Source organism: Myxococcus sp. AM011 (assembly GCF_013372595.1).
GTDB classification, from domain to species: domain Bacteria; phylum Myxococcota; class Myxococcia; order Myxococcales; family Myxococcaceae; genus Myxococcus; species Myxococcus eversor.
The window spans coordinates 1-24,095 of the sequence record NZ_JABXEM010000179.1; the positions used below are offsets into that span (position 1 = coordinate 1).

The 24,095-nt window shown below is 66.7% G+C and carries 21 protein-coding genes; 14 read left to right on the forward strand and 7 right to left on the reverse strand.

The features are described 5' to 3' along the window. The coding region (locus tag HUW62_RS31020; protein WP_176436450.1) for an AAA family ATPase at positions 1-400 on the reverse strand (400 nt) is incomplete at its 3' end. Positions 401-495: 95 nt separating this feature from the next. Continuing rightward, positions 496-966 carry a hypothetical protein gene (locus HUW62_RS31025; protein WP_176436451.1) on the reverse strand — a complete coding sequence of 157 codons (471 nt, stop codon included), beginning with the start codon at positions 964-966 and terminating at the stop codon, positions 496-498. A gap of 199 nt (positions 967-1,165) precedes the next feature. Between HUW62_RS31025 and HUW62_RS31030 the strand changes: the two genes are divergently transcribed. Further along, positions 1,166-2,146 (forward strand): NADP-dependent oxidoreductase, encoded by a 981-nt coding sequence (locus HUW62_RS31030; RefSeq protein WP_176436452.1) that lies wholly within the window; start codon positions 1,166-1,168, stop codon positions 2,144-2,146. A 120-nt stretch (positions 2,147-2,266) separates the two neighbouring features. On the opposite strand, the gene HUW62_RS31035 is transcribed toward HUW62_RS31030, so the two are convergent. Next, on the reverse strand, positions 2,267-3,013 hold the full coding sequence (locus HUW62_RS31035; RefSeq protein ID WP_240356386.1) for a hypothetical protein: 747 nt from the start codon (positions 3,011-3,013) through the stop codon (positions 2,267-2,269). 173 nt (positions 3,014-3,186) lie between these two features. Next, positions 3,187-4,209, reverse strand: a complete 1,023-nt coding sequence (locus tag HUW62_RS31040; RefSeq protein WP_176436453.1) for a linear amide C-N hydrolase — start codon at positions 4,207-4,209, stop codon at positions 3,187-3,189. A 226-nt stretch (positions 4,210-4,435) separates the two neighbouring features. Between HUW62_RS31040 and HUW62_RS31045 the strand changes: the two genes are divergently transcribed. The 7 genes from HUW62_RS31045 (at position 4,436) to HUW62_RS31075 (ending at position 11,444) form a co-directional block, all read left to right on the forward strand. Further along, the gene (locus HUW62_RS31045; RefSeq protein WP_255203739.1) at positions 4,436-5,320 is read left to right on the forward strand and encodes a GNAT family N-acetyltransferase; all 885 of its coding nucleotides are present in this window, start codon (positions 4,436-4,438) and stop codon (positions 5,318-5,320) included. A gap of 112 nt (positions 5,321-5,432) precedes the next feature. Continuing rightward, on the forward strand, positions 5,433-6,668 hold the full coding sequence (locus HUW62_RS31050; protein WP_255203740.1) for a TIGR02270 family protein: 1,236 nt from the start codon (positions 5,433-5,435) through the stop codon (positions 6,666-6,668). Continuing rightward, positions 6,665-7,765, forward strand: a complete 1,101-nt coding sequence (locus HUW62_RS31055) for a DUF2169 domain-containing protein (RefSeq protein WP_163865959.1) — start codon at positions 6,665-6,667, stop codon at positions 7,763-7,765. The genes HUW62_RS31050 and HUW62_RS31055 overlap by 4 nt, the downstream gene beginning before the upstream one ends. Beyond that, a complete protein-coding gene (locus HUW62_RS31060) occupies positions 7,765-8,868 on the forward strand; it encodes a 3-oxoacyl-ACP synthase (protein ID WP_176436455.1) in 1,104 nt (367 codons plus the stop codon). Before HUW62_RS31055 ends, HUW62_RS31060 begins: the two co-directional genes overlap by 1 nt. Continuing rightward, positions 8,858-9,886 (forward strand): DUF4150 domain-containing protein, encoded by a 1,029-nt coding sequence (locus HUW62_RS31065; protein WP_176436456.1) that lies wholly within the window; start codon positions 8,858-8,860, stop codon positions 9,884-9,886. Before HUW62_RS31060 ends, HUW62_RS31065 begins: the two co-directional genes overlap by 11 nt. 15 nt (positions 9,887-9,901) lie before the next feature. Beyond that, positions 9,902-10,672: a hypothetical protein gene (locus HUW62_RS31070; protein WP_176436457.1), complete on the forward strand. Its 771-nt coding sequence runs from the start codon at positions 9,902-9,904 to the stop codon at positions 10,670-10,672. Between the two features lie 25 nt (positions 10,673-10,697). Next, a complete protein-coding gene (locus HUW62_RS31075) occupies positions 10,698-11,444 on the forward strand; it encodes a hypothetical protein (protein WP_176436458.1) in 747 nt (248 codons plus the stop codon). Between the two features lie 58 nt (positions 11,445-11,502). Here HUW62_RS31075 and HUW62_RS31080 read toward each other — a convergent pair whose 3' ends face one another. Continuing rightward, complete coding sequence (locus HUW62_RS31080; RefSeq protein ID WP_368670509.1) at positions 11,503-12,102, reverse strand: hypothetical protein; 600 nt, start codon at positions 12,100-12,102, stop codon at positions 11,503-11,505. A 199-nt stretch (positions 12,103-12,301) separates the two neighbouring features. On the opposite strand from HUW62_RS31080, the gene HUW62_RS31085 reads away from it, so the two are divergent. Then, positions 12,302-13,132: a LysR family transcriptional regulator gene (locus tag HUW62_RS31085; RefSeq protein WP_176436459.1), complete on the forward strand. Its 831-nt coding sequence runs from the start codon at positions 12,302-12,304 to the stop codon at positions 13,130-13,132. A gap of 19 nt (positions 13,133-13,151) precedes the next feature. Here the strand turns inward: HUW62_RS31085 and HUW62_RS31090 are convergent, their stop codons facing one another. Then, a complete protein-coding gene (locus HUW62_RS31090) occupies positions 13,152-14,174 on the reverse strand; it encodes an AraC family transcriptional regulator (RefSeq protein ID WP_163865965.1) in 1,023 nt (340 codons plus the stop codon). Positions 14,175-14,482: 308 nt separating this feature from the next. Here HUW62_RS31090 and HUW62_RS31095 point away from each other — a divergent pair, with 308 nt between their 5' ends. The 3 genes from HUW62_RS31095 to HUW62_RS31105 all read left to right on the forward strand — a co-directional run bounded on the left by HUW62_RS31095 (position 14,483) and on the right by HUW62_RS31105 (position 20,761). Further along, on the forward strand, positions 14,483-17,284 hold the full coding sequence (locus tag HUW62_RS31095) for a hypothetical protein (RefSeq protein ID WP_176436460.1): 2,802 nt from the start codon (positions 14,483-14,485) through the stop codon (positions 17,282-17,284). A 192-nt stretch (positions 17,285-17,476) separates the two neighbouring features. After that, positions 17,477-19,129: a putative metal-binding motif-containing protein gene (locus HUW62_RS31100; protein ID WP_176436449.1), complete on the forward strand. Its 1,653-nt coding sequence runs from the start codon at positions 17,477-17,479 to the stop codon at positions 19,127-19,129. A 102-nt stretch (positions 19,130-19,231) separates the two neighbouring features. Continuing rightward, positions 19,232-20,761 carry a putative metal-binding motif-containing protein gene (locus tag HUW62_RS31105; protein WP_176436461.1) on the forward strand — a complete coding sequence of 510 codons (1,530 nt, stop codon included), beginning with the start codon at positions 19,232-19,234 and terminating at the stop codon, positions 20,759-20,761. A 22-nt stretch (positions 20,762-20,783) separates the two neighbouring features. Here the strand turns inward: HUW62_RS31105 and HUW62_RS31110 are convergent, their stop codons facing one another. Then, positions 20,784-21,581: an ABC transporter ATP-binding protein gene (locus HUW62_RS31110; protein WP_163865968.1), complete on the reverse strand. Its 798-nt coding sequence runs from the start codon at positions 21,579-21,581 to the stop codon at positions 20,784-20,786. A gap of 275 nt (positions 21,582-21,856) precedes the next feature. On the opposite strand from HUW62_RS31110, the gene HUW62_RS31115 reads away from it, so the two are divergent. Both HUW62_RS31115 and HUW62_RS31120 read left to right on the forward strand, forming a co-directional pair. Then, the gene (locus HUW62_RS31115) at positions 21,857-22,624 is read left to right on the forward strand and encodes a polysaccharide lyase (RefSeq protein WP_176436462.1); all 768 of its coding nucleotides are present in this window, start codon (positions 21,857-21,859) and stop codon (positions 22,622-22,624) included. 684 nt (positions 22,625-23,308) lie between these two features. Further along, on the forward strand, positions 23,309-23,485 hold the full coding sequence (locus tag HUW62_RS31120) for a hypothetical protein (protein ID WP_163865970.1): 177 nt from the start codon (positions 23,309-23,311) through the stop codon (positions 23,483-23,485). The last annotated feature ends 610 nt before the right edge of the window (positions 23,486-24,095 follow it).

Here is a 24,095-nt window from a genome sequence, read left to right on the forward strand (position 1 = left end):
GGGTGGGGCCCTGCGCGAGCAGCAGCGCGTAGTTCCACGAGTACTTGAGGTGGTCCTCGCTGGTGCCGGCGGTGCCCTGGACGATGAGGGCGGAGGTGCCGCTGACGGCGGCGGCCAGGTGTTCGGACAGCCAGCTCTTCGCGGTGCCGGGCTCGCCCACGAGCATCAGCGCGCGGTCCGAGGCGAGGGTGGCGATGCAGACCTGGATGAGTCCCTTGTCGCCGACGTACTTGGGCGTAATCGTCACGCCGCCCACGGGTTTGGCGGCGCCGAGGATGTATGTCTCCACGGCGCGAGGCGACAGCGCCCATCCAGGAGGACGGGGCTTGTCGTCGTGGGCGGCGAGGGCTTCCAGCTCGGTCTTGAACTTCGCTTCGGCGGGCAGTCGGATGTCCGGCATGCGTGCAAACTACCGGTTCGGTCTGACACGCCGCAATCCGAGGGGTTGTGTGGGATACCCCTCGGAAAAAGACCCTCGAGGACGCGCGGACCCGCCTACTCCGCGCACGGAAACGCGGTGTCCAGCGTCTTGCTCCCGTTGATGCCCGGGCCCGTCAGGGTGACGACCACCTTCACGGAGGAGGAGCACTCGTAGGGCAGCAGGAAGGGCACCGTTGTCTCGCCTTTCTCCGCGAGCGCATGCAGCTCACGCGTCTGCGTCACCTTCCACGCGCGCCGCGAGCCCGCCTCCGACTCCTCCTTCGGCGCGCTCACCACGAGCTTCAGCTTCAGCGGCTTGTCCCCCTCGTAGGTGCCCTGCACCTTCACCAGCAGCAGCGCGTCCACGTTCATCCCATACGGGTCCGCGGCCTCGTCCGTCGTGACGATGGAGGCCTTCTGCCGGTCGAAGACCCGCAGCACGACTCCTCCCAGGGACACGCTCGGAGCACTCGCGCTCCCGGCGGTGGAGGACAGCAACAGGACACCACTCACGAGCAGCGAGCGCAGCTTCGTTCGCGACGACATCTCCACCTCCGGAAACCGTCAGGTCACATCCGCCGCGCGACTGTACGCCAGCCTGGTGCCCTCCCGTGCCTGTAAGGCGAGCATGAGGCCGTGCCCTGGCTCGGGGCTTCGTCACTCCGACTGCAATCCGCCCCGCCCATGCCCAGCCTGCGGAGGAACCCTGTCCGACGCGGGCCTCCACCCGCGAGGAGCCACTTCCATGAAGACCTCCGTTCCCTCTCAGATGAAGGCCGCCGCCATCGACCGTTTCGGCGGACCGGAAGTACTCGGCACCAAGACGGTGCCCGTCCCCCAGGTAGGCCCTGGTGAGGTGCTCATCCAGGTGGAAACCGCTGGCATCGGCCAGTGGGACCCCGCCGAGCGCGCGGGCGAGATGGAAGGCTACAAGCCGGGCAGCAAGGCCTCCTTCCCATACGTGCTCGGCACGGATGGCGCGGGCACCGTCGTGGCCCTGGGCGAAGGCGTCAAGAACCTCAAGGTCGGTGACAAGGTCTACGCCTTCGGCTTCCTGAACGAGAAGGGCGGCTTCTACGCGGAATACACCGCGGTGAGGGCCGTGGACACCGCGCTCGTGCCCAAGGGCTTGAGCGCGGAGCAGGCGGGCGTGCTGGCGGCGGATGGAATCACGGCCCTCCAAGGCGTGGAGGACACCCTCAAGGTCGGCCAGGGCACCACGCTGCTGGTGTACGGCGCGAGCGGCGGCGTGGGGCACCTCGCGGTGCAGCTCGCCAAGCGGCTGGGTGCGAAGGTCCTCGCGGTGGCCTCCGGTGCGGACGGCGTGGAGCTGATGAAGAAGCTCGGCGCGGACAAGGCCGTGGACGGCCGCTCCGACGACGTCGCGAAGGCGGTGCGGGACTTCGCCCCGGATGGCCTCGACGCGGCGCTGGTGCTCGTGGGTGGAGACAAGGTGGACGAGCTGCTCAAGGGCGCCGTGAAGAAGGGCGGCCACATCGCGTACCCCAACGGCGTCGAGCCCGCGCCCAAGGGCGCCGATGGCATCAAGGCGACCGCCTACAACGGCGAGGCGAACCCCAAGGTGCTCGGCCGCCTCAACAGCCTCATCGAGTCCGGCCCCTTCCACGTGGAGATATCGAAGGTCTACCGCCTGGATGACGTCCGCGGCGCGCACGAGGCCGTGGGCAAGCACCACCTGGGCAAGCTGGCCCTGCGCATCAACTGAGGCGCGCGAAGCACGTGCCCGCGGATGAACGCCGCCGGGGCCCTGAAGCAGGGCTCCGGCGGAAGTCCTTCCAGCGCCCGAGCTCCGGCACGGCGCCGGAGGCGGGTCGCACGGCGAGGACTACTCGGCCCGGCAGACGGCCGGTGCGGAGAGGTTGGGGCGAATCATCTTGAACGGCTGGAGCAGGTCCGGGACGCGGAGCAGCGCCTCACGGCAGCTCGTCTCGTCATTGCCAGACATCTCCACCTTGAAGCTGCAGTCCTGAGCACCTTCGCAGACCGACCTGGCCAGCCGCGCATAGCAGTCCACGGCGCGAGCGCAGGTGCCATCGCCCACGTCCATTGAGGCGGAGGAGGACGTCGTCGAGGCCGAGGCCGTGTTCGTGTTCGTCGAGACAGAGGCGCCGGCGGACATGGTGTCCCTCGAGTTCGCGCCCGGGGTGTTCACGTTGATGGTGACGTTCGTCTGCGTGGGCTCGTGGGCGGGGGCGACTGCGACGAAGCGCGGGTTGATGCGGTCCTGGGCGCAGACGTACAGCTCCTCGCCCTTCTTGCGCACGGTGGTGAGCTTCGCCTCCAGCTCCGCCGGAGGAACCTGCTTGTCATCCACGGAGACCTGGAAGGTGTACGCGTCCTGGCCGTTGTACCGGTAATACATCGTGGACGTCGCGTCGTAGGTGACGGCGATGGCCGAGTGGTCCAGGGACTGCGACTCGAGCCCGCTCTCCAGGGCGCAGACGCCGATGGACGTCTTGGTCGCCGAGACGTCATGCGAGTCGACGGGCAGCATGTAGAACTTGTTGGCACCGCAGGCCGCCAGCGAAAGACACAGAGACGTCAGGGACAGTCCCTGGATGAGGCGCTTCATGAGATGTGCTCCTGGGGAATGAGGCCGCGCGGGGATGCCCGACGGCGTCGCGCGGTGGACGTGTACACCGATGACACATTCAAGCCCGACACGAAAAAGCCCGCCCCCGGAGATTCCAGGGACGGGCGTGTCGAGAAGCTCTCTCTGTCTCGAAGCTTGAGACTCCGTGGGAATCAGGTCGTCAGCTTGGAGGTGATGTCGATGGACGTGGGGTGGGTGGGCACGGCGAACGTCTTGCCGTTGGCTGCCTTGAAGTCGAGCGTCTTGAGATTCACGGAGTAGATGAGCAGGTCCTCGTAGAAGCGCACGTTGAGGACGGTGTGGGTGAGGTCCTTGACGACGGTCCACTGGGTGTAGTCGTCCTCTTCCTTGAGGGACTTCTCGTCGAGCGAGCGGACCGTGCCGCGCGGGATGTCGACGGTGTTGAGCAGGTGGAAGGCGAGGGTGGTGGCCTCGGTGGCGTTGGCGACGGGGCGGGCGAACTGCTTGAGGTACGCGGCGCGCACGAAGCGGGAGGGCGGCATCGGGTCGCCGGGGAGGCCGCGCAGGCCGCTGCCGTGGCCGGGCTGGGTGAAGGTCTCGCTGCCCAGGTCCACGGCCTTGGCGTCCCACGGGGACAGGCCCACGTACTCGCGCAGGTTCTGGAGCTGGACGGGGAAGGGGGGCGCGTTGGTGAGCACGGCGACGGGGTTGTCGTGCAGGTGCATCTCCCCGTCGATGAACTCGACGACCAGGCTGTTGCCCTGGGCGTCGTGGATGGGGAAGTGGAGGGGGAGGTACTGGGCCAGCCAGTCGCTCTCCCAGATTTGGGCGGCGCCTTCCTGGAGGGCGGTCTTCACCTCGGCGACGGTGGCGAAGTTGCCGAGCACCCAGCCGGGGAACAGCGCCAGGGACACGGCCTTGGAGTTGTCGGTGACCTTGGGGTAGCGGGAGTTGGGCAGCCACAGGCTGCCGGTGGACAGGCCCGAGGTGTTGAGCCCGTCGACCATGATGGGGAGGCTGCCCTTGGCGGTGAGGCCGACGTAGCCGTAGGTGGAGGTCCAGGTCAGGCCATTGAGTCCCTTGGGGGAGGGGGAGATGAACTTCTCACCGGGGGCGCGGACGAGGAGCTTCGAGTCGAGGTCGACGCCGAACTCCATGCTGCGGCCATTGACGACAGTCTTGTCCGAGGCGACGACGAGGAAGTCGGTGCACATGTGGCGGCTCCTTGTGAGGGGTTGGCGCGCCGGCCCTGTGCAGTCGCCGCGCCAGCGACGTCCTGTCAGTGAATCCCGGAGGTTGAAATCGCACGCGGGTCTGGCGGCCCGGGGCGTGTTGTCTATCGCACGTGGGGCGGTCGCGAGGTGCGTTCCCGCGGAAGGCACCTGCGTCCCGAGAAAACGCGGCGACCCGAGGGAATTTCCCAACATGAGGACGTTTGTGATGTTCATGCATCCCATGTCGAAGTCACCCCAGGTCGTGGTCGTCGAACACGGAGCTCCCGCGCAGCAGGCCGCCTTCTGTGAGTACGTGCCCCAGGTCTTCCGGACGGTGGATTTCCGCCGCTGGTGCGAATGGGGCGAGTGGACCGACGACTACCGCGCGTTCAGCGTGGTGGATGGAGGCCGCGTGGTGGCGAACGCCTCGGTGATGCGGATGTGCCTGCGCGTGGAGGGAAGGGACGTCGTCGGCTATCAGCTCGGCGCCGTGGGTTGTGTGCCCGAGCGAAGGGGGCAGGGCCTGGCGCGGGTGGCGATGGAGGCGGCGATGGAGGCGTGTGGAGATGCGCCGGTGTTGTTGTTCGCGAACAAGAAGGTGCTCGACTTCTATCCGCGCTTTGGCTTCGTGCCTCGGGAGCAGACGTTGTTCGGGGTGACGCGGGACGTGGTGCCGGGAGGCGAGCCCGCGCCGGTGTTGGACGTGGCCGAGGCGTCGGTGCGTGCGAGGCTGGTCGAGTTGGCGGAGGAGGGAGTGCCCGTGACGGAGCGCTTCGGAGCGCGGCGGCACGGGCATATCGCGACCTGGTACGCGGCGGCGAACTTCGCGCGTCCGCTGCGGAAGTTGAGCGAGGATGCGTGGGTCTTCGCGGGAGTCGAGGACGGCACGCTCTATATCGAAGACATCTTCGCGAGAGAGGGGTTTGATTTGCGCCCGCATCTGTCGCGACTGGTGGAAGAGCCCGTGAAGACAGTCCAATTCGGCTTCACGCCCGAGCGGTGGTGGCCGGGTGCTGAGGTGTTGGGTGAGGACATGGAGGCGGACCTCTTCGTGCGCAACCTGCCGCTGCCCGAGGGCCCGAATCGCTTTCCGGTGATGGCGCGGACGTGATGTTTGGCTCGGCAGGGTTTCTTTGACCCGCCAAATGTGCGTCTGCTATTGTCGGATGGGGGCCGACGTGTCGAACCACTTCATTGCTTTCAAGCCCGGCGAGATTGGTCGGATGGTCGTGGAGTCGGTGGTGCATCAGCACGCCGAGGAGGCTGCGTTCCAGTGGGCGCGAAGGTCCAGCGCCATCCGGTCGCCCAGGTACTCGCTCAAGGATGTCGCCGCACTCGACAACCGCGTGGAGGCCCATGTCGCCGGCCTGCGACTGGCTGGAGCTCCGGCCTGGGTCGCTTGTGAAGAAGCCCTGGAGGATGGCCCCGGCGAGATGTTCGCCGCGACCGCCTTCGTATTCCGAACAGAGCCCGACAAACTGGCGTCGAGGCTCGAGACCCTCCTGGCCCGACTGGAGTCCACCCCGGAGCTCCAGAGGGGGTTCGTTGGCGGCCTTGGCTTCAGCTCGTGGCCGAGCATCAGCACTCATGCTCGGTCCTGGGTGGAGTCGGAGGCGCCCTTGCTCAAGGCCCTGGGGCTCACGGCTTTTCGAGTCCACCAGAAACCTCCACCGGAAGTCACCCTGCAAAGGGCTCTCACCATGGTTGACCCTGGGGTCATCCAAGAGGCGCTGCGTCTTGTGGGTGAAATGGCGGTGGGGCGCTCGGTTCAATTGCTTCCCTCTGAGCCAAAAGGCCCGGCACCGCTGCGTCTTCTGTGGGCTCGCTCGAACCTGCACCTCCAACGTACTGCGCCCGCGATGCCTGTCCTCCACGCCTTGGCGGACGAGGACAGCTCCGAGGCCCAGCCCGCGGCGGAGTTGCTCGTGCGTCGGCTGGACGAGCAGTCCGCCCTGAAGTGGATTCGCCAGGGCCTGGGGCGGAATGACCGTCGCCGCCGTGCCGTATTCGCGGTGGGCGCCGCGGGGTATCCGAAGCTGGTGGACGACCTGCTCTCCGTGATGGAGGACGAGTCCATCTCTCGAGTCGCGGGCTTCGCTTTCACGATGCTGACCGGCGCGGATCTGGAGTTTCTGGACCTCAACAGGGAGCCGCCGGAGCCCTCGGATGAAGACGTGGACCCGGCCATCGAGGACCCAGACGCGGAGCTGCCATGGCCGCACGTGGCCCGGGTTCGAGACTGGTGGACCCAGTACAAGAAAGACTACGTCGCGGGCCGCCGATACCTGATGGGGCTGCCAGTGGAGCGCACGAGCCTCCAGCGGGTATTGGCTGTCGGGAAACAGCCACACCGCCGAGCCGCCGCTCTGGAGCAGGTCCTGCTGGATGCGAAGACGCCGCTCTATCTCACGTCGAAACCCGGCTGGGCGCAGGCCCGGGAGCTCCTGGGCTGGCCATGAAGCTCACGAACCAGACATCCTTCGAAACTGGTTGGACGGTGGGCTTCATGCCGGACGGCCGGGAGATGGTCATGGTGGCGGTGAAGGCCACCTATCGGCTCCGCGCGGAGAAGGGGGCGCCACCCGCCCTGGCCGAAACACAGGAGAAGCTTCGGGAGGCCGACGAGTTCGGCGACGACCCCGCTGCCGATGCACCTCGACACGAGAACGACTTTGCCCTGTTCAAGCCAAGGTGCGACGTCCTCATGAAGGGTCAGGCCTATGCCCCCCAGGGGCGGACCATCAAAAGAGTGGATGTGGGGCTCAGGGTCGGGAATGTCGAAAAGACCTTCTCCGTGGTGGGCCCTCGCGTCTGGGTACATGGGCTGATGGGCACGACCGCGAGTGACCCGCTCGAGTTCGGGGTCCAGCCCATTTCGTACGACACCGCCTTCGGTGGAACGGACGTGGAGCCCGGGTCGCCCCACCGGACTGAAACCTACCTTCCGAATCCCGTGGGAATCGGCTTCTGCAAGTTCAAGAAGAACCTGGATGGAATGCGCATGCCGCTCACCGAAGAGCGTGGCGTTCCCATCCGAGACCCCATGGGCGCCTATACCCCGATGGCCCTGGGGCCCATCGGCCGATCCTGGGCTCCGCGTTTCCGCTACGCCGGTACCTATGACACCCGGTGGCAGGAGGAGAAGCTCCCGTTCCTTCCGGACGATTTCGACTTCCACTACTTTCAAGCCGCTCCGCCAGACCAGACCCTTCCCTATCCCACCGGGGGCGAGCCCATCGTGCTGGTGAATCTGAGCCAGGAAGGCAGACTCGTCTCCCAACTCCCGCGCACGCAGGTGTTCGTCACCTTCCTCAAGAAGAAGGGAGGCGTCGTGGAGACGGCAGCCAACCTCGACACCGTTTTCATCGAGCCCGACAAGGACCAGCTCTGTCTCACGTGGCGGGCTCGGTACATCCTGGAGCGCGACCCCTTCGAGCTGTCCGAGATGGTGGTGGAGCGCGGCGAAGACCGAAGCCCAGGCAAGAGCAGGGCGCGAGCCACGGGCAAGACGTACTACGCCAGTCTGGCGGACCTGCCACCGCGAAGGAGGCGCTGATGGCAGGGACAACGCCCTTGGCCGTGGTGGAGTACGGAATGGTCACCGCGGTGGGCTTCAATGGTCCCGCGACCTGTGCGGCGATGCGGGCGGGTATCAGCGGCATCCATCAGGCGAACCTGTGGGACTTCACGATTGGGGAGTGGCTGTCGGCGGGGCGGCCGCCGATGCCTCAGTGGTGGGAGGGGCCGGACATGCTGCCAGAGCTCCTGGCCCCGGCCATCGCCGAGTGTCAGGAGAAGGCGTGCGCCCTCAAGTTCCGCTCGGGCCCCGTCCGGCCAGGGGACATTCCCATCCTCACCCTGGTGGCCCCGCCAGACCGGCCCCACCGGGCTTCAGATCTCGAGACCCGGGTGGTGAGAGGTCTCGCGCACAAGCTGGGCGGTGCTCTTCCTCCCGGCTCCGAGGTCATCCCGGAGGGCCGCACGGGCCTGCTGACGGCGCTCGACGTCGCGCGGAAGTACCTCGACAGTCGACGAGTACAGCTGGTCATCATCGCGGGCGTCGAGAGCTTCCTCCGGCAGGTCCTTGTGGAGCACTACATCCAGCAGGGCCGACTGCTGTGCGGAACGAACAGCAATGGCTTCATCCCAGGAGAGGCGGCCTGTGCCGTGGTGGTGAGCCGGGCCTCGGATGCCCAGGGCCCCCGGCTCGTCATCGCGGGTGTGGGTGAAGGCCATGAGCCCGGCCAGGCGGGAGGAACACCCCAGTCACCGGTGACGGGCGACGGCCTGACCAAGGCCATGCGGACGGCCCTCTCCGCGGCGGGCACCGAGTACCACCAAATCAATACGTCGCTCTCCGACCTCAACGGTGAGCGGTTCAAGTTCAAGGAGCGAACCATCGCAACCGGTCGCCTGGACCGATTGCCGCCATCCGGCAAGTCCACCCGCCCGCTCGGCTACGTGGACGAGTGGCATCCCATCGAATACCTCGGCGAAATCGGGTCCGCGGTGTTTCCGTGCCTCCTTGGGTGGGCCTTCGAAGCGGGGCGTACGGGCCATGCCCTGGGGGCGAAGATGATGTTGTTCTCGGGAGAGGACCAGGGAACCCGGGCTGCCGTCGTCACGATGTTCGAAGGGGGGAAACACGATGAGCGGTAAAGTCTTCGCGAACGGCATGGAAATCTCCAGCAAGTCATCTGGCAACAAGTCCATCGCCGCCATGCCGGACGTGTGCATGTCTCCCCCGCCGCCCCCGGCGGGGCCGGTGCCCATTCCTTATCCAAACACCGCGACGACGTCGGACACCACCGACGGTAGCAAGTCGGTGCAGATAGAGGGCAAGGAGGTCCACCTCAAGAACAAGTCGTCCTACAAGACGAGCAATGGCAACCAGCCCGCCACGAACAACTTCGGTGCGAACGTCATCACCCACAAAATCACGGGGGCGATGAAGTTCGCGGCCTGGTCCTTCAACGTGAAGGTGGAAGGCCAGAACGTGGTCCGGTTCATGGACCTGACCACCCACAACCACGCGAACACCGGGGGCGGGGCTGTCACCTCGAGCATCGCCGCCTTGAAGATGGCCCAGGAGGCCAAGACCGATGAGGTGACCTGCGAGCAGCTCGAAGCGGCGAATCAGAAGACCCGTGAGGAAAAGAAGGCCCCGAGCGAAGGCCAGCTGACGGACGGCGACGTCGTCACGCAGGGCATCTTCACGAATCCAGACGGGCGGCGCGAAGTGGTGAGGGCCTCGAGTCGAGGTCTGCTCTCGAAGTATGACAATTCCTTCCTCAATGGCCTCCTGCCCCGTGGATTGACCCAAGAGAAGAAGGAGGCCCTCCTGGAGCGAATCAAGAAGGGCGGCCTCATCGCCGAGAATGAACGGGTGATGTCCCAGGCGTGCGGGGGAGGCAAGTTCACCTATGCCTCGAAGCCCTACCAGTATCCGCACTACCCCAGCCACGCGGAGGCGCGAATCATCGAAGAGCTGTTCGCGAGGTATCCCAATGGGGGTGGCAAGCTCCTCATGTCCATCGACTGGCCCACTCATCCGAGCACCAGGACGAGCAGATCTCCCTGCGTCCAGTGTGAAGCGCTGCTATGCGCGGCCTCCGAGTGCATGGACATTCAATTCTGTGACGCGAACAACGAGCCGACGAAGCCCGATTGTCCATGACCGGAGCCGCTTTCGATGACGACACGACCTGGCTACATCCCTGAGACCATCGTAGGGGCCCCCATCGACTTCCCCTGGCAGGGGGCCCTGGAACACCTCGGGCCCGCGGAAGCCGTCACCCCTCTCATGAAGATGTTGGACAACAAGTCCATCACCGCCTACCTGACGTTGGGCGCGGGCCTCCTTCAGTGGGCCGGATGGAGGCTGCTGAATCAGACGGAGGTCGGCTTCCTCCTGGAGCTCTCCGATGCGCTCTTCGCCTACCAGGTCGATCCGCGGTACTTCAAACGAAGCGCTCACCCGAAGGGAACCCCTCCCGACCAGCCGCCTGCCTTGTCCGCCGCGCTGCAGGTCGGATGGCTCATGGTGAAGGCCGCGAATCCCGAGCGCTACTGGTACAGCTACTATGCCCCCATTTCGGAGGTCTTCCACGGGGCTCACCTCGTCCGCCATATTCTTCCCGAGCCCGCTCAGAAGACCTTTGGTGACTGGTTGAAGAACGTCTCGAAGAGGCTCGACGCCATTGCCCCGAAGCCCGACGAGCCTTTCCGGAAGAAGTCCACCTTCGCCACCATTGAGGCGTATCACGCGTTCCTCGCGCCCCACCGAGGAGTGGCCCTTCCTCCACGGGTACTCGACCCCTCCATCGAGTACCGGCCCGAAGAGCGGGAGGCGCTGCTCGATGCGCATCTGGAGAAGCTCGACTGGCGCTCGAACCGCTATCTGCAGTCGCCCGATGAGATGCGCGCGCAAGGCTTCGAGGGTACGCCCTATCGTCAGTCTTGAGCACGTGCTCGAGTGGAAATCCTGAATGCGTCCGACCCCCCAGTACATCACCGCGGCAGGGATAGCGTTGAACGTGGTCCGCTTCCCTTGGGATGAATGGAATTGCAGGCAGTATTATGGGAGCGTGGATGACGCGATGTTGGCGCGGTTGGAGCACCTGACGAACAAGGCCAACACCGGCCTCGCCATCGCGACGGGTGAGTGGACCTGCGAGCGATTCTCCACAGTGGAGCCAGACCCTACGCCCAAGGCGTACCTCGAGGCGGCGTGGGCTGGTGCCATCCACCCCGCGTACTGCAAGTACACGGAGACCCACGACGATGACTGGAGAGGACCCATCCGGGCGCCTCTGGCCCTGACCATCACGCTGGTGAACGACGCTTTGTTCGGTCTCGCGTATGACCCTCGTGTGGCTGTGCGGGTTTGCTGGCTCTACAACCTGACCCGTCATGTCCTCCCGGACCTCCGCGCCTTCGAAGCCTGGTTCGAGGTGTGCATCCAGCGGATGGAGCAGTTTCATGACAAGGCCGTCGACAGCCAGGGTGAGGAGGACATCTTCGCTGATGCTCCCTCGCAAGGCTCGCCGGTGCCGAGAGAGGCATTCGATCCCGCATTGGCCTACTCGCCCGTCGCGGCCCCCGCGCTACTGGATGCCTTCTTGCTCGGGCTGCGGCCCGAGTTGAATCCCTTCCTGCGAAGTCCAGGGGAGCTCGCTGGCGAGGGGGGGATTTCGAAACCCTATCAATACACCCCATCGCCCCGGGGCTCATGAGCTCGGGCGCGCCCGAGCCAGCATGCCGATGCCAAACCCGATTCCTCCTATTTCCACCTCAAGGAAGGTCAATCCAGAGCGCTGAACTCGCGGTGTCCGCCATCACCGCGACCGAGCCCTCACCGAGCGCTGCGCCCTCACCGAGCGCCAGGTCCACCCCCGAGCCACCTTGGAGCGCCTCCACCCGGAGCGGTCCCGTCGTCGCGAGCAGGTATCCGGTACGGGCGCGGTCGAGTGTCAGTCGCTCGGGTCGGCCCGCGACGAGCGGGAGCCACCAGACCCGCACGTCGGCGCGCAGAGGCATTCCTTCGTCGCCCGCGATGAGCTGACGCCCGTCATCCGAGAGCTGGCGCGAGTAGTAGGCAGGGGGGCCGCCGTAGGTGTGCGGCCGGAACCACAACTGGAGCATCCGCGTCGGTTGGTCCGTGTCGTTTCCTTCGGCGTGCAACATCCCGCTCCGCGCCGAAATCAACTGCGCGGTCCTCGGACCCAGCGTCGCGCCGAAGTGGTCCCGGAGCGAGAGCCACGAAAGCGTGGTGCGCGGCAGCGATGCGAGCGTGCGGTGTTCGAGGCGCGGCATGGGCAGGTTTCTTTCGGTGTGACAACCGGAGAGGGCCACGGCGCTTCCGGCGACGAACGTGCGACGTGAGAGCTTCACGATGTCGGCCTCGTCGAAGAGCGAGCCGTCGGCATCGAGCGGGAGGAGCGCATCGACGTCCGTGCCTTGAGTGTGGCGGGCCCTCTGTCCCAGTGCCTGCCCATGTCCGTCTCCTCCCACGCTGGGGTGCGCGGTGAAGGAGTTAGCCCGGCCCGGCTCGTTTGACAGCCCCAGATGGACGCACGGAAGATGTGCGCGAATGCACATCTCCTGGGACGAGCTTCAGACCATCGAGGCGCTTGTGCGCACTGGCAGCGTCGAAGCCGCCGGACGTGAGCTGTCGCTTCGACATTCCTCGGTGTCGAGGCGCATCGCGGCGCTGGAGGCGCGCCTCGGCACGGCGCTGTTCGCGAGGGGCGCGCGCCTGGTGCCGAGCGCGCTGACGCTGCGAATCGCGGAGCGGGCCGCGACCATGCGCGTGGCCGCGAGGGACATCGAGGACTTCGTGGGGGCCGAGAGACGGGGCCGGGAACGAACCGTGGTCATCACGACGAGCGACGTGCTCGCTCCGCTCTTGTTCCTCGCGCTCTCGAAGGCCAGGCCCGTGCAGGCGGTAGAGGTGCTCGTGAGTGACGACGAACTCGAGCTGCTGCCAGGTCAGGTCGACCTCGCGCTGCGTCCTGGTCAAAACCCGAGCGGGGCGCTGCGCGGTCGACGGCTTGGACGGTTGAAGGTCGGAGTCTATCGCGCACGAGGCGGAGCGCCGGAGTGGCTGCAGCCGAGCGTGGACCTGCGCGCCAGGGCCTCGATGAGTTGGTGGCGCGAGGTGCCCAAGGACGTGCCTGGGGCCGTGACGTGCAGCTCTCTGCTGGCCATGCGCGACGCGTGCTGCGCTGGCCTCGGACGAGCCGCGCTCCCGGCCTTCCTCGCGCATGGAGACGCCCGGCTCCAGTTCGAGAGGGAGCTCGACGCAGGGCCACCCCTCTGGCTCCTCGCGCCGATGGCCCATGGCATCCCGAAGGCGCTTCGCGAGGTGCAGCGGGACATCTTCGCCGCGCTGCGAGCGACGGAAGGAGCCTTCGTCGAATGACTTCCTCTCAAGGCACGCCTCACGAACCCGAGCGAGCCCGAGCCGGCGTGCCGAAGCGGCTCGGAGGCTGTCCCGTCCACCGCCGGAACGCGCGGGTGAACGTGCTCACATCAGAGAACCCCAACAGATACGCAATCTCGCTCACCGACCGCCCCGGCTCGGAGAGATACGACAGGGCCAGCGTCCGGCGAGTCTCCGCGAGCAACTCACGAAACCCCGAACCCGAGTCCACCAACCGCCGCTGCAGACTCCGCGCGCTCATGTGCAGCCGCTCCGCCACCTTCTCCTGTGACGGCTCACCCTGTGGCAGCAGCTCCAGCAGCACCGCGCGCACGCGCGCCACCACGTCCTGCCCCGCCTGCAGCGCCAGGTGCCGGGTGATGAGTTCGTCATTGATGCGCGCCAGCTCCGGGTTCGCTCCCGGCAGCGTCACCTCGAACGGAGCCCGCTCGTACACCAGCACGTCCGCGTTGGCCCCGAACGTCACCTTGCACCGGAACAGCTTCGCGTAGGGCGTCAGGTCCGCCGGCGCCGGGCGACGCAGCAGCACCTCGCGCGGCGACAGCTCCTTGCCGTACACCACCCGGCAGAAGCGCACGAGCAGGTACGCCACCGCATCCGTCTCCTCCTCGCACAGGTGCGGCCCATCGCCCCCGTCGAAGAGGATCACCTGATAGCAATCCCCATCCCGAGTGAAGGCGGGCCGGAGCGCGTCGGAGACCAGCGCCACCGCGTGCACCAGCCGCTCGAAGGCCTCGCGCAGCGTGCTCGAGGCATTGAGCCGGTAGCCCACCGCGTGGAACGTGGTGGGGCTCACCTGCCGCGCCATCGCCAGTCCAATGGCCGGCTCTCCCGAGCGCTCCACCGCCAGCCGCCACAGCCGAGTCATCCCCTCCTGCGGATACCGCGCGTTGGCGTCGCCGAGCAGCCCCGGGTTCAGCCCCGCCTGCACGAACAGCGCATGCGAGTCCACGCCGCGCAGCTCCAGCGTGCGGTGGAGCGCCAGCGCCCAGCTCGTCAACATGGTCGCCGGAGAGCTCATGTTGTCGCCTTTGGTCAAAGGAATTGGCGGAACGGAGCAAGCACCCAAGGCGCGTCCCCCGGTACCTTGTCTTCCTCGGAATCCTGCCATGTCGGAGGTGAGGATGCTTGCCCTCGCATCGCGTGCCCTCCTTGTGACGCATTGCATCATGTCTGTCTGTAGACGGCCTCGAACGTAGCGGTTCAGAGGCTCCACGCTTTTCCACCCCGCTCACATTCCGGCTTCACCCGTCCGTCGGCAGATGCCCGCCGCGCCTTGGTCGGCGTGTGCGTCGTCCCCCTCGTCATACCCAGAGGTCTGGCTTCCCCATGACTCCCCCGAGACTCAGAAGCATCCAGAAGTCCTTGCTGGCGGCGCTGTCGCTGCTCGCTGTCATGACTCCGGCCTTCACTCCGGCGGAAGCGGCGGCACCTTCCTTCCTCGCCTTCGAGAGCGGCCATGTCCGTCCGCTCGCGCTGTCACCGGATGGCACGCGGCTGTTCGCGGTGAACACGCCGGACAACAGTCTGTCCATCTTCACGGTGGGGGCCGCGGGGCTCGCGCTGCAGGCGAAGGTTCCGGTGGGACTGGAGCCCGTCGCGGTAGCGCCTCGAGGCAACAACGAGGTCTGGGTGGTCAACCACCTGTCGGACAGTGTCAGCGTCGTTTCGCTCACGGGGACGCCGCGCGTGGTGCGCACGCTGCTGGTGGGCGACGAGCCACGAGACATCGTCTTCGCGGGCACGGGAGGCCGGGCGTTCATCACCACGGCGCACCGGGGACAGCACCGCACGCACTCGTCGATTGCGGGAGTGCCGGGCGCGGGAGACCCTCAGCTCACCACGCCGGGCGTGGGGCGCGCGGACGTCTGGGTCTTCGACCCGGCGAGCCTGGGCACGACGCTGGGTGGCACGCCGGTGCGCATCCTCAACCTGTTCGGTGACACGCCTCGGGCGCTGACGGTGAGCCCGGATGGACAGACGGTGTACGCGGCCGTGTTCAAGTCCGGCAACCAGACGACCTCCCTCCTGGAGGAGACGGTGTGTGAGGGCTTCAATCCCTATCTGCCCTGTCTGGTGAATGGCTCCATCTATCCAGGCGGCAGCCCGGGCCCGGCCACCAACCACCAGGGCGTGCCCGCGCCCGAAGTGGCGCTCATCGTGAAGTACAACAACCAGGTCAATCAGTGGAGGGACGAGCTGGGGCGCAACTGGAACAACGCGGTGCGCTTCCGGCTGCCGGACCAGGACGTCTTCGCGCTCGACGCGAACACACTGGGCCAGAAGGCGGCCTATCCGCACGTGGGCACCACGCTGTTCAACATGGTGACCAACCCGGTGACGGGCACGGTGTACGTGTCCAACACGGAGGCCTTCAACCACGTCCGCTTCGAAGGCCCTGGCAACTACGGCGGCACCACGGTGCAGGGCCACCTGGCGGAGACGCGCATCACCGCCATCCTCGGTGGCAGCGTGTTGCCCCGGCACCTGAACAAGCACCTGGACTATACGAAGCTGGCGAACGAGCCCGGGTTCGACCCGGCGGCGAAGGCGCACAGCCTCTCCATGCCGCTGGACATGGTGGTGAGCCGCGACGGCCGCAAGCTCTACGTGGCCGCGTACAGCTCCAGCAAGGTGGGCGTGTTCGACACGCAGGCCCTGGAGGCGGACAGCTTCAACCCGAAGGTCGCCAGCGCCGCGTACATCCCGGTCAGCGGCGGTGGGCCCAGCGGCCTGATTCTGGATGAGACGCGCAACCGGCTCTATGTGATGACCCGCTTCGACAACGCGGTGAAGGTCATCGACCTGGCCACGCGCGCGGAAACGGGCAAGCAGGTGCTGGCCAACCCGGAGCCGGCGTCGGTGGTGCAGGGGCGGCCGGTGCTCTACGACGCCTCGACGCTCTCCGCCAACGGCGAGGCCTCGTGCGCGAGCTGCCACATCTTCGGCGACATGGATGACCTCGCGTGGGACCTGGGCAATCCGGACGAGGACGTGACGGTGAACACGATTCCGGGGCGCCTGTTGGGCGCGGCGGAGCTGCTCAAGCCGCACATCAACGGCTCCGGCAACGTGGAGGACTTCCACCCGATGAAGGGCCCCATGACGACGCAGACCTTGCGCGGCATGGTGAACTCCGGGGCGATGCACTGGCGTGGGGACCGCTCCACCGGCTTCTTCGGCGTGGGGCAGTTGGACCCGAACCTGTCCTTCATGAACTTCATCGTCGCGTTCGAGGGCCTGCTGGGCCGGGCGAGCATGCCCACGGTGGCGGAGATGCAGCGCTTCACCGACTTCCAGTTGCAAGTCCAGTTGCCGCCGAACCCGGTGCGCAACCTGGACAACACGCTGACGGCGGCGCAGCAGCGGGGCCTGAACTTCTACTCGGGCACGCGTCGCTCGGACGGCATTCCGTTTGGAGAGGGGTTGGGCTTCACGTGTGAAGGATGTCACCGCATCGACGCGTCTCAGGGCTTCTTCGGGACGGACGGTCGGGTGAGCTTCGAGAACATCCCCCAGATTGTGAAGATTCCCCACCTGCGCAACCTCTATCAAAAGGTCGGCATGTTCGGGAACGCGACGACGCCCTTCTTCCTGGCGCCTGACAGTGGTTGGCAGGGGGACCAGGTGCGTGGCTTTGGCTACGTGCATGACGGGGCGGTGGACACGACGTCGCGGTTCCTGTCGGCCATCGTGTTCATCCCGAGCCTCGGTGTGGGCTTCCCGTTGAACAACCCGGATGCGACGCGGCGGGACGTGGAGCAGTTGTTGCTCGCGTTCGACACGGACCTGGCGCCGATTGTCGGTCAGCAGGTGACGTTGACGAACACGAACTCCGCGAGCGCGGGGCCGCGTGTCGACCTGCTGTTGCAGCGTGCGCGCACGCCGTTCACCTCGAAGATTCTGGGCGGTGCGGTGACGGAGTGCGACCTGGTGGCGAAGGTGGCGCTGGGGGGCCGGGTGAAGGGCTTCCTCTTCAGCCCGTCCTCGAATGCCTTCACGCCGGATGACGGGACGACGGCGAACGTGACGGACGCGACGCTGCGCAACTACGCGAAGACGGCGGGCCAGGAGGTGACCTACACCTGCGTGCCGCCGGGCTCGGGGCCGCGCATCGGCCTCAATCGCTAGCAGTCCGAGGGGCGCACCCGCGAGGAGACGGCCAGGCTCCTCGCGGGGCCTCGAAAGGGGGGCCGCACCGTGCGGAAGGCCGCGCACGGGACGTGGATGTGGATGTGGATGAACGGCTGACCGTGCCTCGTGAAATACTTGCGTGAGTAAAGCATTCCACTCGGTGGATGGCCGGGGCTTGGATTTCCAGGAATGCGCCGTGGCATCCTGTCCGGCATGCAAGCAAGGCATGTTCAGGCGGGGGTGGGGTTGCTGCTGCTGGCGGTGCTGGCGGCGGCGTGTGGCTCGTCGGGTTCGAAGAATGAGGGGCCGCGGGACTCGGGTCCGAGCGTGGTGGAGGACGCAGGGGGAGATGGGGGCCGGCCCGAGGATGCGGGGGGCACGGTCACCGATGCGGGACCGGATGGGGGTGTGCCCGAGGATGCTGGCACCCCCGAGGACGCCGGTACGCCCGAGGATGCAGGGACTCCCGAGCCGGATGGCGGCGTGGAGCCGCTGGCGTGTGAGAAGACGCACGGCGTCTGTGCGGGGGCGCGGCGGGCCTGGGTGGACGGTGCCTATGAGGCGGTGTGCACGGGGCGCTCGTATGGCGCGGACTACGAGGAGGGCGCGGAGACGCGCTGCGACGGATTCGACAACGATTGCGATGGCGTGACGGACCCCCCGAGCTGGTCCCGTGTCACGAGTCTGGAGACGGCGCTCGGGCGTGTGTCCAGCCTCAAGACGGACAGCGGAGTGTTCGTGAGCATTGGAGACAACAACAGGGTCCTCATCCTGCGGTTGAATGCGGAGCTGGCCATCCAGGGGACGGCGAGCGTGTCGATGCCGTGGGTTCGGACGGGAGCCGAAGCAGGGCTGCTCCAGCACGCGCAGCTCGTGCGCACGGAAGCCGGCTTCGCGCTGCATTACTCCACCGCGGCGCTCAATGGGGCGGCGCCGCTCCGGGCGTACCTGGTTCCGCTCGATGCCCGAGGTGCACCGACTCCGCTGCCCGAGAGAGGGCTGGTGGAGCACCTGCTCCTCGACAGGGCGTCCGACAGTGGAAGTACCCGCGTGGCGACATCCGTCGCGGGGGACAAGGTGGTGGTCATCTGGCGCTCGGGTTCCGCGCAGTCCCCTCCGATGCAGGTGATGGGAACGGTGACGGATGCCCAGGGACAGGTGCTCATCGCGCCCAAGTCACTCTTCACGAGCGAGGGGAACGTTACTCAGAAGCTGTCGAATGCCCTGTGGCTGCGCAATGGCGAGATTCTGGTGGGCATGAGTGACGAGCGGTCGGGGCTCACGGGTGACACCGTGCGAATGCGCCGCTTCGATGCCAACCTGGACCCGGTGGGTGCCGAGCGTTCCTTCGAAACCTCCTATGAGGCGATGCCCTTGTTGCTGGACCTGGGCTCCGCGCGCGGTGGGCCGCTGGCGTCGCCCGTGCTGGTGCTGCGAGTGAGCTACGCGCCTGACTGGACCCGACAGCTTCAGGTGGTCCAGAACCTCTTCGGTGGCGGGGGGCCGGAGAAGTGGGCGGAGGCGCCCACGACAGAGACCATCTGGTACGGCGCACTCGCGGACGAAGGCGTGCTGCGGCTGGGGTGGCTCGCTGAGTTCAAGGACCATGAGGCGCCGCCGCCGGGAGGCGATGACTGGCTCGGGTGGAATGGGCGCCTGTGGACCTTGGACGAGGGGCAGTCCGCGGTGGACAGGTCGCCGGACTCCGAATACCTGCCCCTGCATCGGTATGCGCAGTGGGTCCTGATGGAGAAGCTCGCGCCGCGTCGCGTGGGAGCCATGTACATGACGACCACTCCGGACGGCAGCTCGCTGGACTCGGTGCGCTACTGCACGCCGTGAAGCGCGCGGGGCCACTGTCTGGGTTTTGACGCACAGACAGTGAGTCTGTCCCCGTGAGGTGGTGTTGGCTTTGGATGAGAGGCCTGTGGCACCCTGCGGGGCATGACTCGACAGTGGATTCCGGCGGGATGGGGGCTCCTGCTGCTGGTGATGGTGACGGCGGGGTGCAGGTCCGGAGGCTCGAAGGACGAGCCTCTGGACGACGCGGGCCCGGCGGTGGCGGACGCCGGCCCGGGGGAGGCCGATGGGGGCTCGGACGCAGGGGTGGATCCGCTGGCCTGTGAGAAGCAGCAGGGCGTCTGCGCGGGTGCGAGGCGAGCGTGGGTGGACGGCGCCTATGAGCAGGAGTGCACCGGGCGCTCCTATGGCACCGCCTACGAGGCCGCCGAGACGCGCTGCGATGGGCTCGACAACGACTGCGATGGCGTGACGGACCCCGAGGTCCGGTCTCGCGTCACGCGTCTGGATGCGCCGTCGTTCGCGTCGAACGCATCGAGCTTCAAGACAGCGCATGGTGTTTTCATGACCGTGGCGAGCCTCGATGAGGTCCGCATCCTGCGGCTGGATTCGGAGCTGGTGCTCCAGGCCACGACTCGCGTGCCGATGCCATGGAGGCGGACCGGAGGTACCCCCGAGGCGCTCTATCGCACCCAGCTCGTGCGCACGGCGAATGGGCTCGCGCTGTACTACTCCACCGTTGCGCGCAATCAAGGGGCGCCGCTCCGTGCCTATCTCGTTCCGCTCGACGACCTGGGCGCACCGATACCGCTGGCCGAGGGTGGACTGGTGGAGTACCCGCTCCTCGACAGGTCGCTCGATAACGAGTCCACGCGCGTGGCGACCTCTCCCACGGGTGACCGCCTGGTGATTCTCTGGCGCTCGGGTTCCCCACAGTCCCTACCGTTGGAGGTGATGGGGACGGTGACGGATGTCCAGGGGCAGGTGCTCACCGCGCCCAAGGTGCTCTTCAAGGGCGAGCGGAACATCAGCCCCCGCCTCGCGAGTGTCATCTGGCTGCGCAATGGGGAGGTCCTCGCCGCCATGATTGACGTGCGGCATGGGAATCTGGATGAGGTCGTACGGCTGCGCCGCTTCGACGCGAACCTGGACCCGATAGGTGAGGAGCGCTCTTTTGAAACGCCAGCGCAGTTTCCGGCGATGCCCCTGCTGGTGGACCTGGGCTCCACGCGGGGTGGGCCACTGGAGTCGCCCGTCCTGGTGATGCGGATGGCGGGCGCACCCGATTGGACTCGCAGGATTCAGGTGGTCCAGAACCTCTTCCAAGGGGGCGTCCCGGAGGACTGGGCTGTGACGCCTCCGCCCCATGTCGCCTGGTTCGGAGCGCTCGCGGATGAAGGTGTGCTGCGACTGGGGTGGCTCTCCTATTACAAGGACTTCAGTGCGCCGTCGCCGGGGGGAAACATCAACCTCGGGTGGAGTGGGCGCCTGAGTACGCTGGACGAGGGGCACGCCCAGGTGGAGCGGTTCGCGGAGTCCGAACCCCTGTCACTGAGCGGCTATTCGCAGTGGGTCCTGATGGAGAAGCTGGAGCCCCGGCGCATGGGGGCCCTGTACATGACAGCCACCACGGACGGTACCTTCCTGGACGCCGTGCGCTACTGCACGCCGTGAGGCTCGCCGTTCGACGGAAGTCTCAGCTCCCGGCGGTGCGTCCGCGCTGGGAGCGGCGTCGGAGGTAGTTGTTGAGGAAGGCCTTCACCGCGGGGTGCTGGGACTCGCGGAAGGCGTCGGGCGGGCCGTATTCGACGACGCGGCCCTCGTGCATCAGCGCCAGGTGGTCCGCCATGCCGAAGGCGGAGGCGACGTCGGGCGTAATCACCAGCGACGTGGCGCCGAGCTGCTGCTTGCCGGTGAAGATGATTTCGTTCACGGAGGCCGTGGTGAGCGGGTCCAACCCGGCCGTGGGGTCGTCGTAGAGGAGGATTTTCGGCTGGAGGATGGCGGCGCGCGCGAAGCCCACGCGCTTCTGCATGCCGCCGGACAGCTCGCCCGGAAAGCGCGTCGTCGCGTGGGACAGCCCGACGCTGGCGAGCGTCTTGTCCACCGTCTGGCGAATCTCCTCCTCGGACATCCGGGTGCGCTGGCGCAGCGGGAACGCCACGTTGTCGTAGACGTTGAGCGAGTCGAACAGGGCGTTGGCCTGGAACAGGATGCCCTGCTGCCGGCGCATCTGGTCCAACGCCTTCTCGCTCAGCTCGGACACCTCCTCGCCGTTGACCTTCACCGAGCCCCGGTCCGGCTTCATCAGCCCCATGATGTGCTTCATCAGCACGGACTTGCCGGAGCCGGACACGCCCATCAACACGCAGGTGGTGCCCTCGGGCACGACGAGGTTCGCCCCGCGCAGCGCCTCGTTGTCGCCGAAGGACTTGTGGAGGTCCTTCACCTCGATGACCCGCTTCGCCGCCGCCTGACTGCCCGATTCACTCATCGCTCCTCACCATAGTGCGCCCCCCTCCGCTCCGCCCCTCCCAAGACGCGTGACCTCGGTGTCCCACCACCAGGCGGCACCTCGTCCCCCTGCCCGCCACACCGGCGCAACCACCACCTGGCCTGGATTGATGCAGCCTCCCGGTGGGCTTTCGCGGCCGAGCGCTCGAAAGATGACGTCCCGTTCACCAAGGCATGCACTATCTCGTTTTCCTGGTTAAGAGGGCTTTAGGGCCGAGCCGGACTCGGGCCCTGAACCCCTCACCCCCGAGCACAATGAAAACCAAGAATCTGGGTGTCGTCGCTGGTGCCACGTTGTTGGCGTTTGGTCTGGTCGCCGAGGCCGCGTCCCTCTTCGGCAACACGGGCACGTTGTCTGGCTGGAACTCCATCAACCGGGAGCACCGAGGCTCGGTGACCGAGGTGACGAACGTCACCTACGAGGGACCGACGGCGCTCAAGATGATGCAAACCTACGACCCGGCATACAGCGGCCGGTACCACTCGGAGGTGATGCGCAGCAACGTGTACCGTCGAGGAGACACGGGCTTCTACGGCTTCGCGTTCCGGCTGCAGGCGGACTGGCAGTTCCAGCCGCAGTCGTACAACATCGCGCAGTTCATCGCGGACTTCTCCGACACGGGCTGTGACGACTACATGCCGTCGAGCATGGTGTGGATTTCGGGCAACCAGCTCTTCACGCGGGTGAAGCAGGGCACCATCTGCAATCAGAAGACGGTGACGTTCGGCAACCTGGCCACGGTGACGGCGGGGGAGTGGCACAAGATCGTGATTCAGGCGAAGTGGGCCACGGACGGGACGGGCTTCTACAAGATGTGGTTCGACGGGGCGAAGGTCCTGGAGCAGTACAACCTGAACACGACGATAGCGGACGACCGCTACTTCCAGTTCCGCGTCGGCCTGTATGCCAATGGCTGGTACGACAACGGGTACATGCAGGGCAGCCAGGGGACGCGGAGCATCTGGTTCGACGAGATTGGCGTGGGCACGACCTTCGCCGACGCCGACCCGGCGCAGTGGTAGCCAGCGCGTGATGGAGCCCCGTGACTCGTGGACGGGGTCGCGGGGCGCTTCAATACGGGCACTCGGGATTCTTGCAGACAATGCGCAAGGACACGGTGGCGGCGAACCTCTCGGGACTGAGCTCCCTGCATCTCTCGAGCTGCACGGTTTCACTGCACGCACCATTGAGGGGACAGAGGCTGTCGACCCGCGAGCGCGCTGACATGAATGCTTGTTCCATCGTGGATTCGCAGTCCGAACCCAGGACGGTTGATGTCGAGGGCTTCGCGGGTCCCCCGCAGATACACGCCGGCACGCAGTAGGCCCTGTCCAGGTCGCACTCCACCCAACCGCCCAGGTCCGTTCCGGAGAGACATGCGGTGCCCTCGGACATGCAAGTGACGTAGCTTGCATCCGGGCACTCCTGGAAGACCTGGCATGTCAGCTCGGCTTCGGACGACTCCAAGGAGGGCGCTGTCTCGTCAGGGACCTCCACACCGCAGCCGTACACGGACAGCGCCATCAGGACTGCCGCGAGGAACAGGGGAGGTCGTGTCCGCATCTCCGGGACGCTAGTGGCCCCGGCGAGAGGGACTCCATCGTGGCATCCCACTACCGCGCTTGGAGTCGCGAGCCGCACGGCCGTCATGGCAGCGGCATCGCGTGGCCCCGCCCTCGCGTATCTTCCACGGCAAGAGGTGAAGAATGAGCGAGCGTCAGCACGCGGCCATCGCTCCTGGCGTGGTGCGCTTCGCCCTGGAGCGCGCGCTCGCCGCGCAACCTCCCTTCACGGGCGGGGTGGGGCCTCCGGACATGTGGCTGTCGAAGGAGGACCTGAAGGAGGCTCAGCGTCTGGCGCGACTTCCAATCGAGCGGGGGTGACTAGAGGGGGCACGCCGGGTCCCTGCAGGAGACGCGCAGGTGGACTCGGACGAATCTTTGAGGGAACGACTCGACGCAGGTTCTCAGCCGTTCCGCCATGGCGCAAGCTCCCCCAGGGCAGACGGACGAAATGGAGTTCACTGCGTCGGTGAAAGCATTCTGATAGGCGGCGTCACAGTCTAAGCCCGTGCCGGTTCCCTCCAGGGCAATAGGAGGAGGGTCGTCGCAGGCACAGGCCGGAATGCAGTAGGTCCGAGCGCCGTCACACTCCACCCAGCCACCACTGCCTGTTCCAGGGCGGCAGGCGGTGCCCTCGGACATGCAGGTGACGTGGCTTCCGTCCGGGCACTGCTGGAAGACCTGGCACGTCAGCTCGGCTCCGGAAGACTCCATGGAGGGTGTTGTCTCGTCGGGAGCGGCTACACCGCAACCGCATAGGGACAGCGCCATCAGGAAGCCCGAGAGGAACGGGGAGCGTCGTGTCCGCATGGAGAGGATGCTAGTGGCCACAATGCGGGATGCTCCATCGTGGCATCCCACTACGAGTCGGCTGAAGCCGGTTGAATGTGCCCTCACGGCTTCTTGAGTGTCGCGGTCGGGGGGGGGCGGC

Bases quoted from the DNA above. Each gene is read 5' to 3' on its own strand.
- HUW62_RS31025 (WP_176436451.1), bottom strand. From the start codon at position 966: ATGTCGTCGCGAACGAAGCTGCGCTCGCTGCTCGTGAGTGGTGTCCTG.
- HUW62_RS31030 (WP_176436452.1), top strand. From the start codon at position 1,166: ATGAAGACCTCCGTTCCCTCTCAGATGAAGGCCGCCGCCATCGACCGT.
- HUW62_RS31035 (WP_240356386.1), bottom strand. From the start codon at position 3,013: ATGAAGCGCCTCATCCAGGGACTGTCCCTGACGTCTCTGTGTCTTTCG.
- HUW62_RS31040 (WP_176436453.1), bottom strand. From the start codon at position 4,209: ATGTGCACCGACTTCCTCGTCGTCGCCTCGGACAAGACTGTCGTCAAT.
- HUW62_RS31045 (WP_255203739.1), top strand. From the start codon at position 4,436: ATGTTCATGCATCCCATGTCGAAGTCACCCCAGGTCGTGGTCGTCGAA.
- HUW62_RS31050 (WP_255203740.1), top strand. From the start codon at position 5,433: ATGGTCGTGGAGTCGGTGGTGCATCAGCACGCCGAGGAGGCTGCGTTC.
- HUW62_RS31055 (WP_163865959.1), top strand. From the start codon at position 6,665: ATGAAGCTCACGAACCAGACATCCTTCGAAACTGGTTGGACGGTGGGC.
- HUW62_RS31060 (WP_176436455.1), top strand. From the start codon at position 7,765: ATGGCAGGGACAACGCCCTTGGCCGTGGTGGAGTACGGAATGGTCACC.
- HUW62_RS31065 (WP_176436456.1), top strand. From the start codon at position 8,858: ATGAGCGGTAAAGTCTTCGCGAACGGCATGGAAATCTCCAGCAAGTCA.
- HUW62_RS31070 (WP_176436457.1), top strand. From the start codon at position 9,902: ATGACGACACGACCTGGCTACATCCCTGAGACCATCGTAGGGGCCCCC.
- HUW62_RS31075 (WP_176436458.1), top strand. From the start codon at position 10,698: ATGCGTCCGACCCCCCAGTACATCACCGCGGCAGGGATAGCGTTGAAC.
- HUW62_RS31085 (WP_176436459.1), top strand. From the start codon at position 12,302: ATGCACATCTCCTGGGACGAGCTTCAGACCATCGAGGCGCTTGTGCGC.
- HUW62_RS31090 (WP_163865965.1), bottom strand. From the start codon at position 14,174: ATGAGCTCTCCGGCGACCATGTTGACGAGCTGGGCGCTGGCGCTCCAC.
- HUW62_RS31095 (WP_176436460.1), top strand. From the start codon at position 14,483: ATGACTCCCCCGAGACTCAGAAGCATCCAGAAGTCCTTGCTGGCGGCG.
- HUW62_RS31100 (WP_176436449.1), top strand. From the start codon at position 17,477: ATGCGCCGTGGCATCCTGTCCGGCATGCAAGCAAGGCATGTTCAGGCG.
- HUW62_RS31105 (WP_176436461.1), top strand. From the start codon at position 19,232: ATGACTCGACAGTGGATTCCGGCGGGATGGGGGCTCCTGCTGCTGGTG.
- HUW62_RS31110 (WP_163865968.1), bottom strand. From the start codon at position 21,581: ATGAGTGAATCGGGCAGTCAGGCGGCGGCGAAGCGGGTCATCGAGGTG.
- HUW62_RS31115 (WP_176436462.1), top strand. From the start codon at position 21,857: ATGAAAACCAAGAATCTGGGTGTCGTCGCTGGTGCCACGTTGTTGGCG.
- HUW62_RS31120 (WP_163865970.1), top strand. From the start codon at position 23,309: ATGAGCGAGCGTCAGCACGCGGCCATCGCTCCTGGCGTGGTGCGCTTC.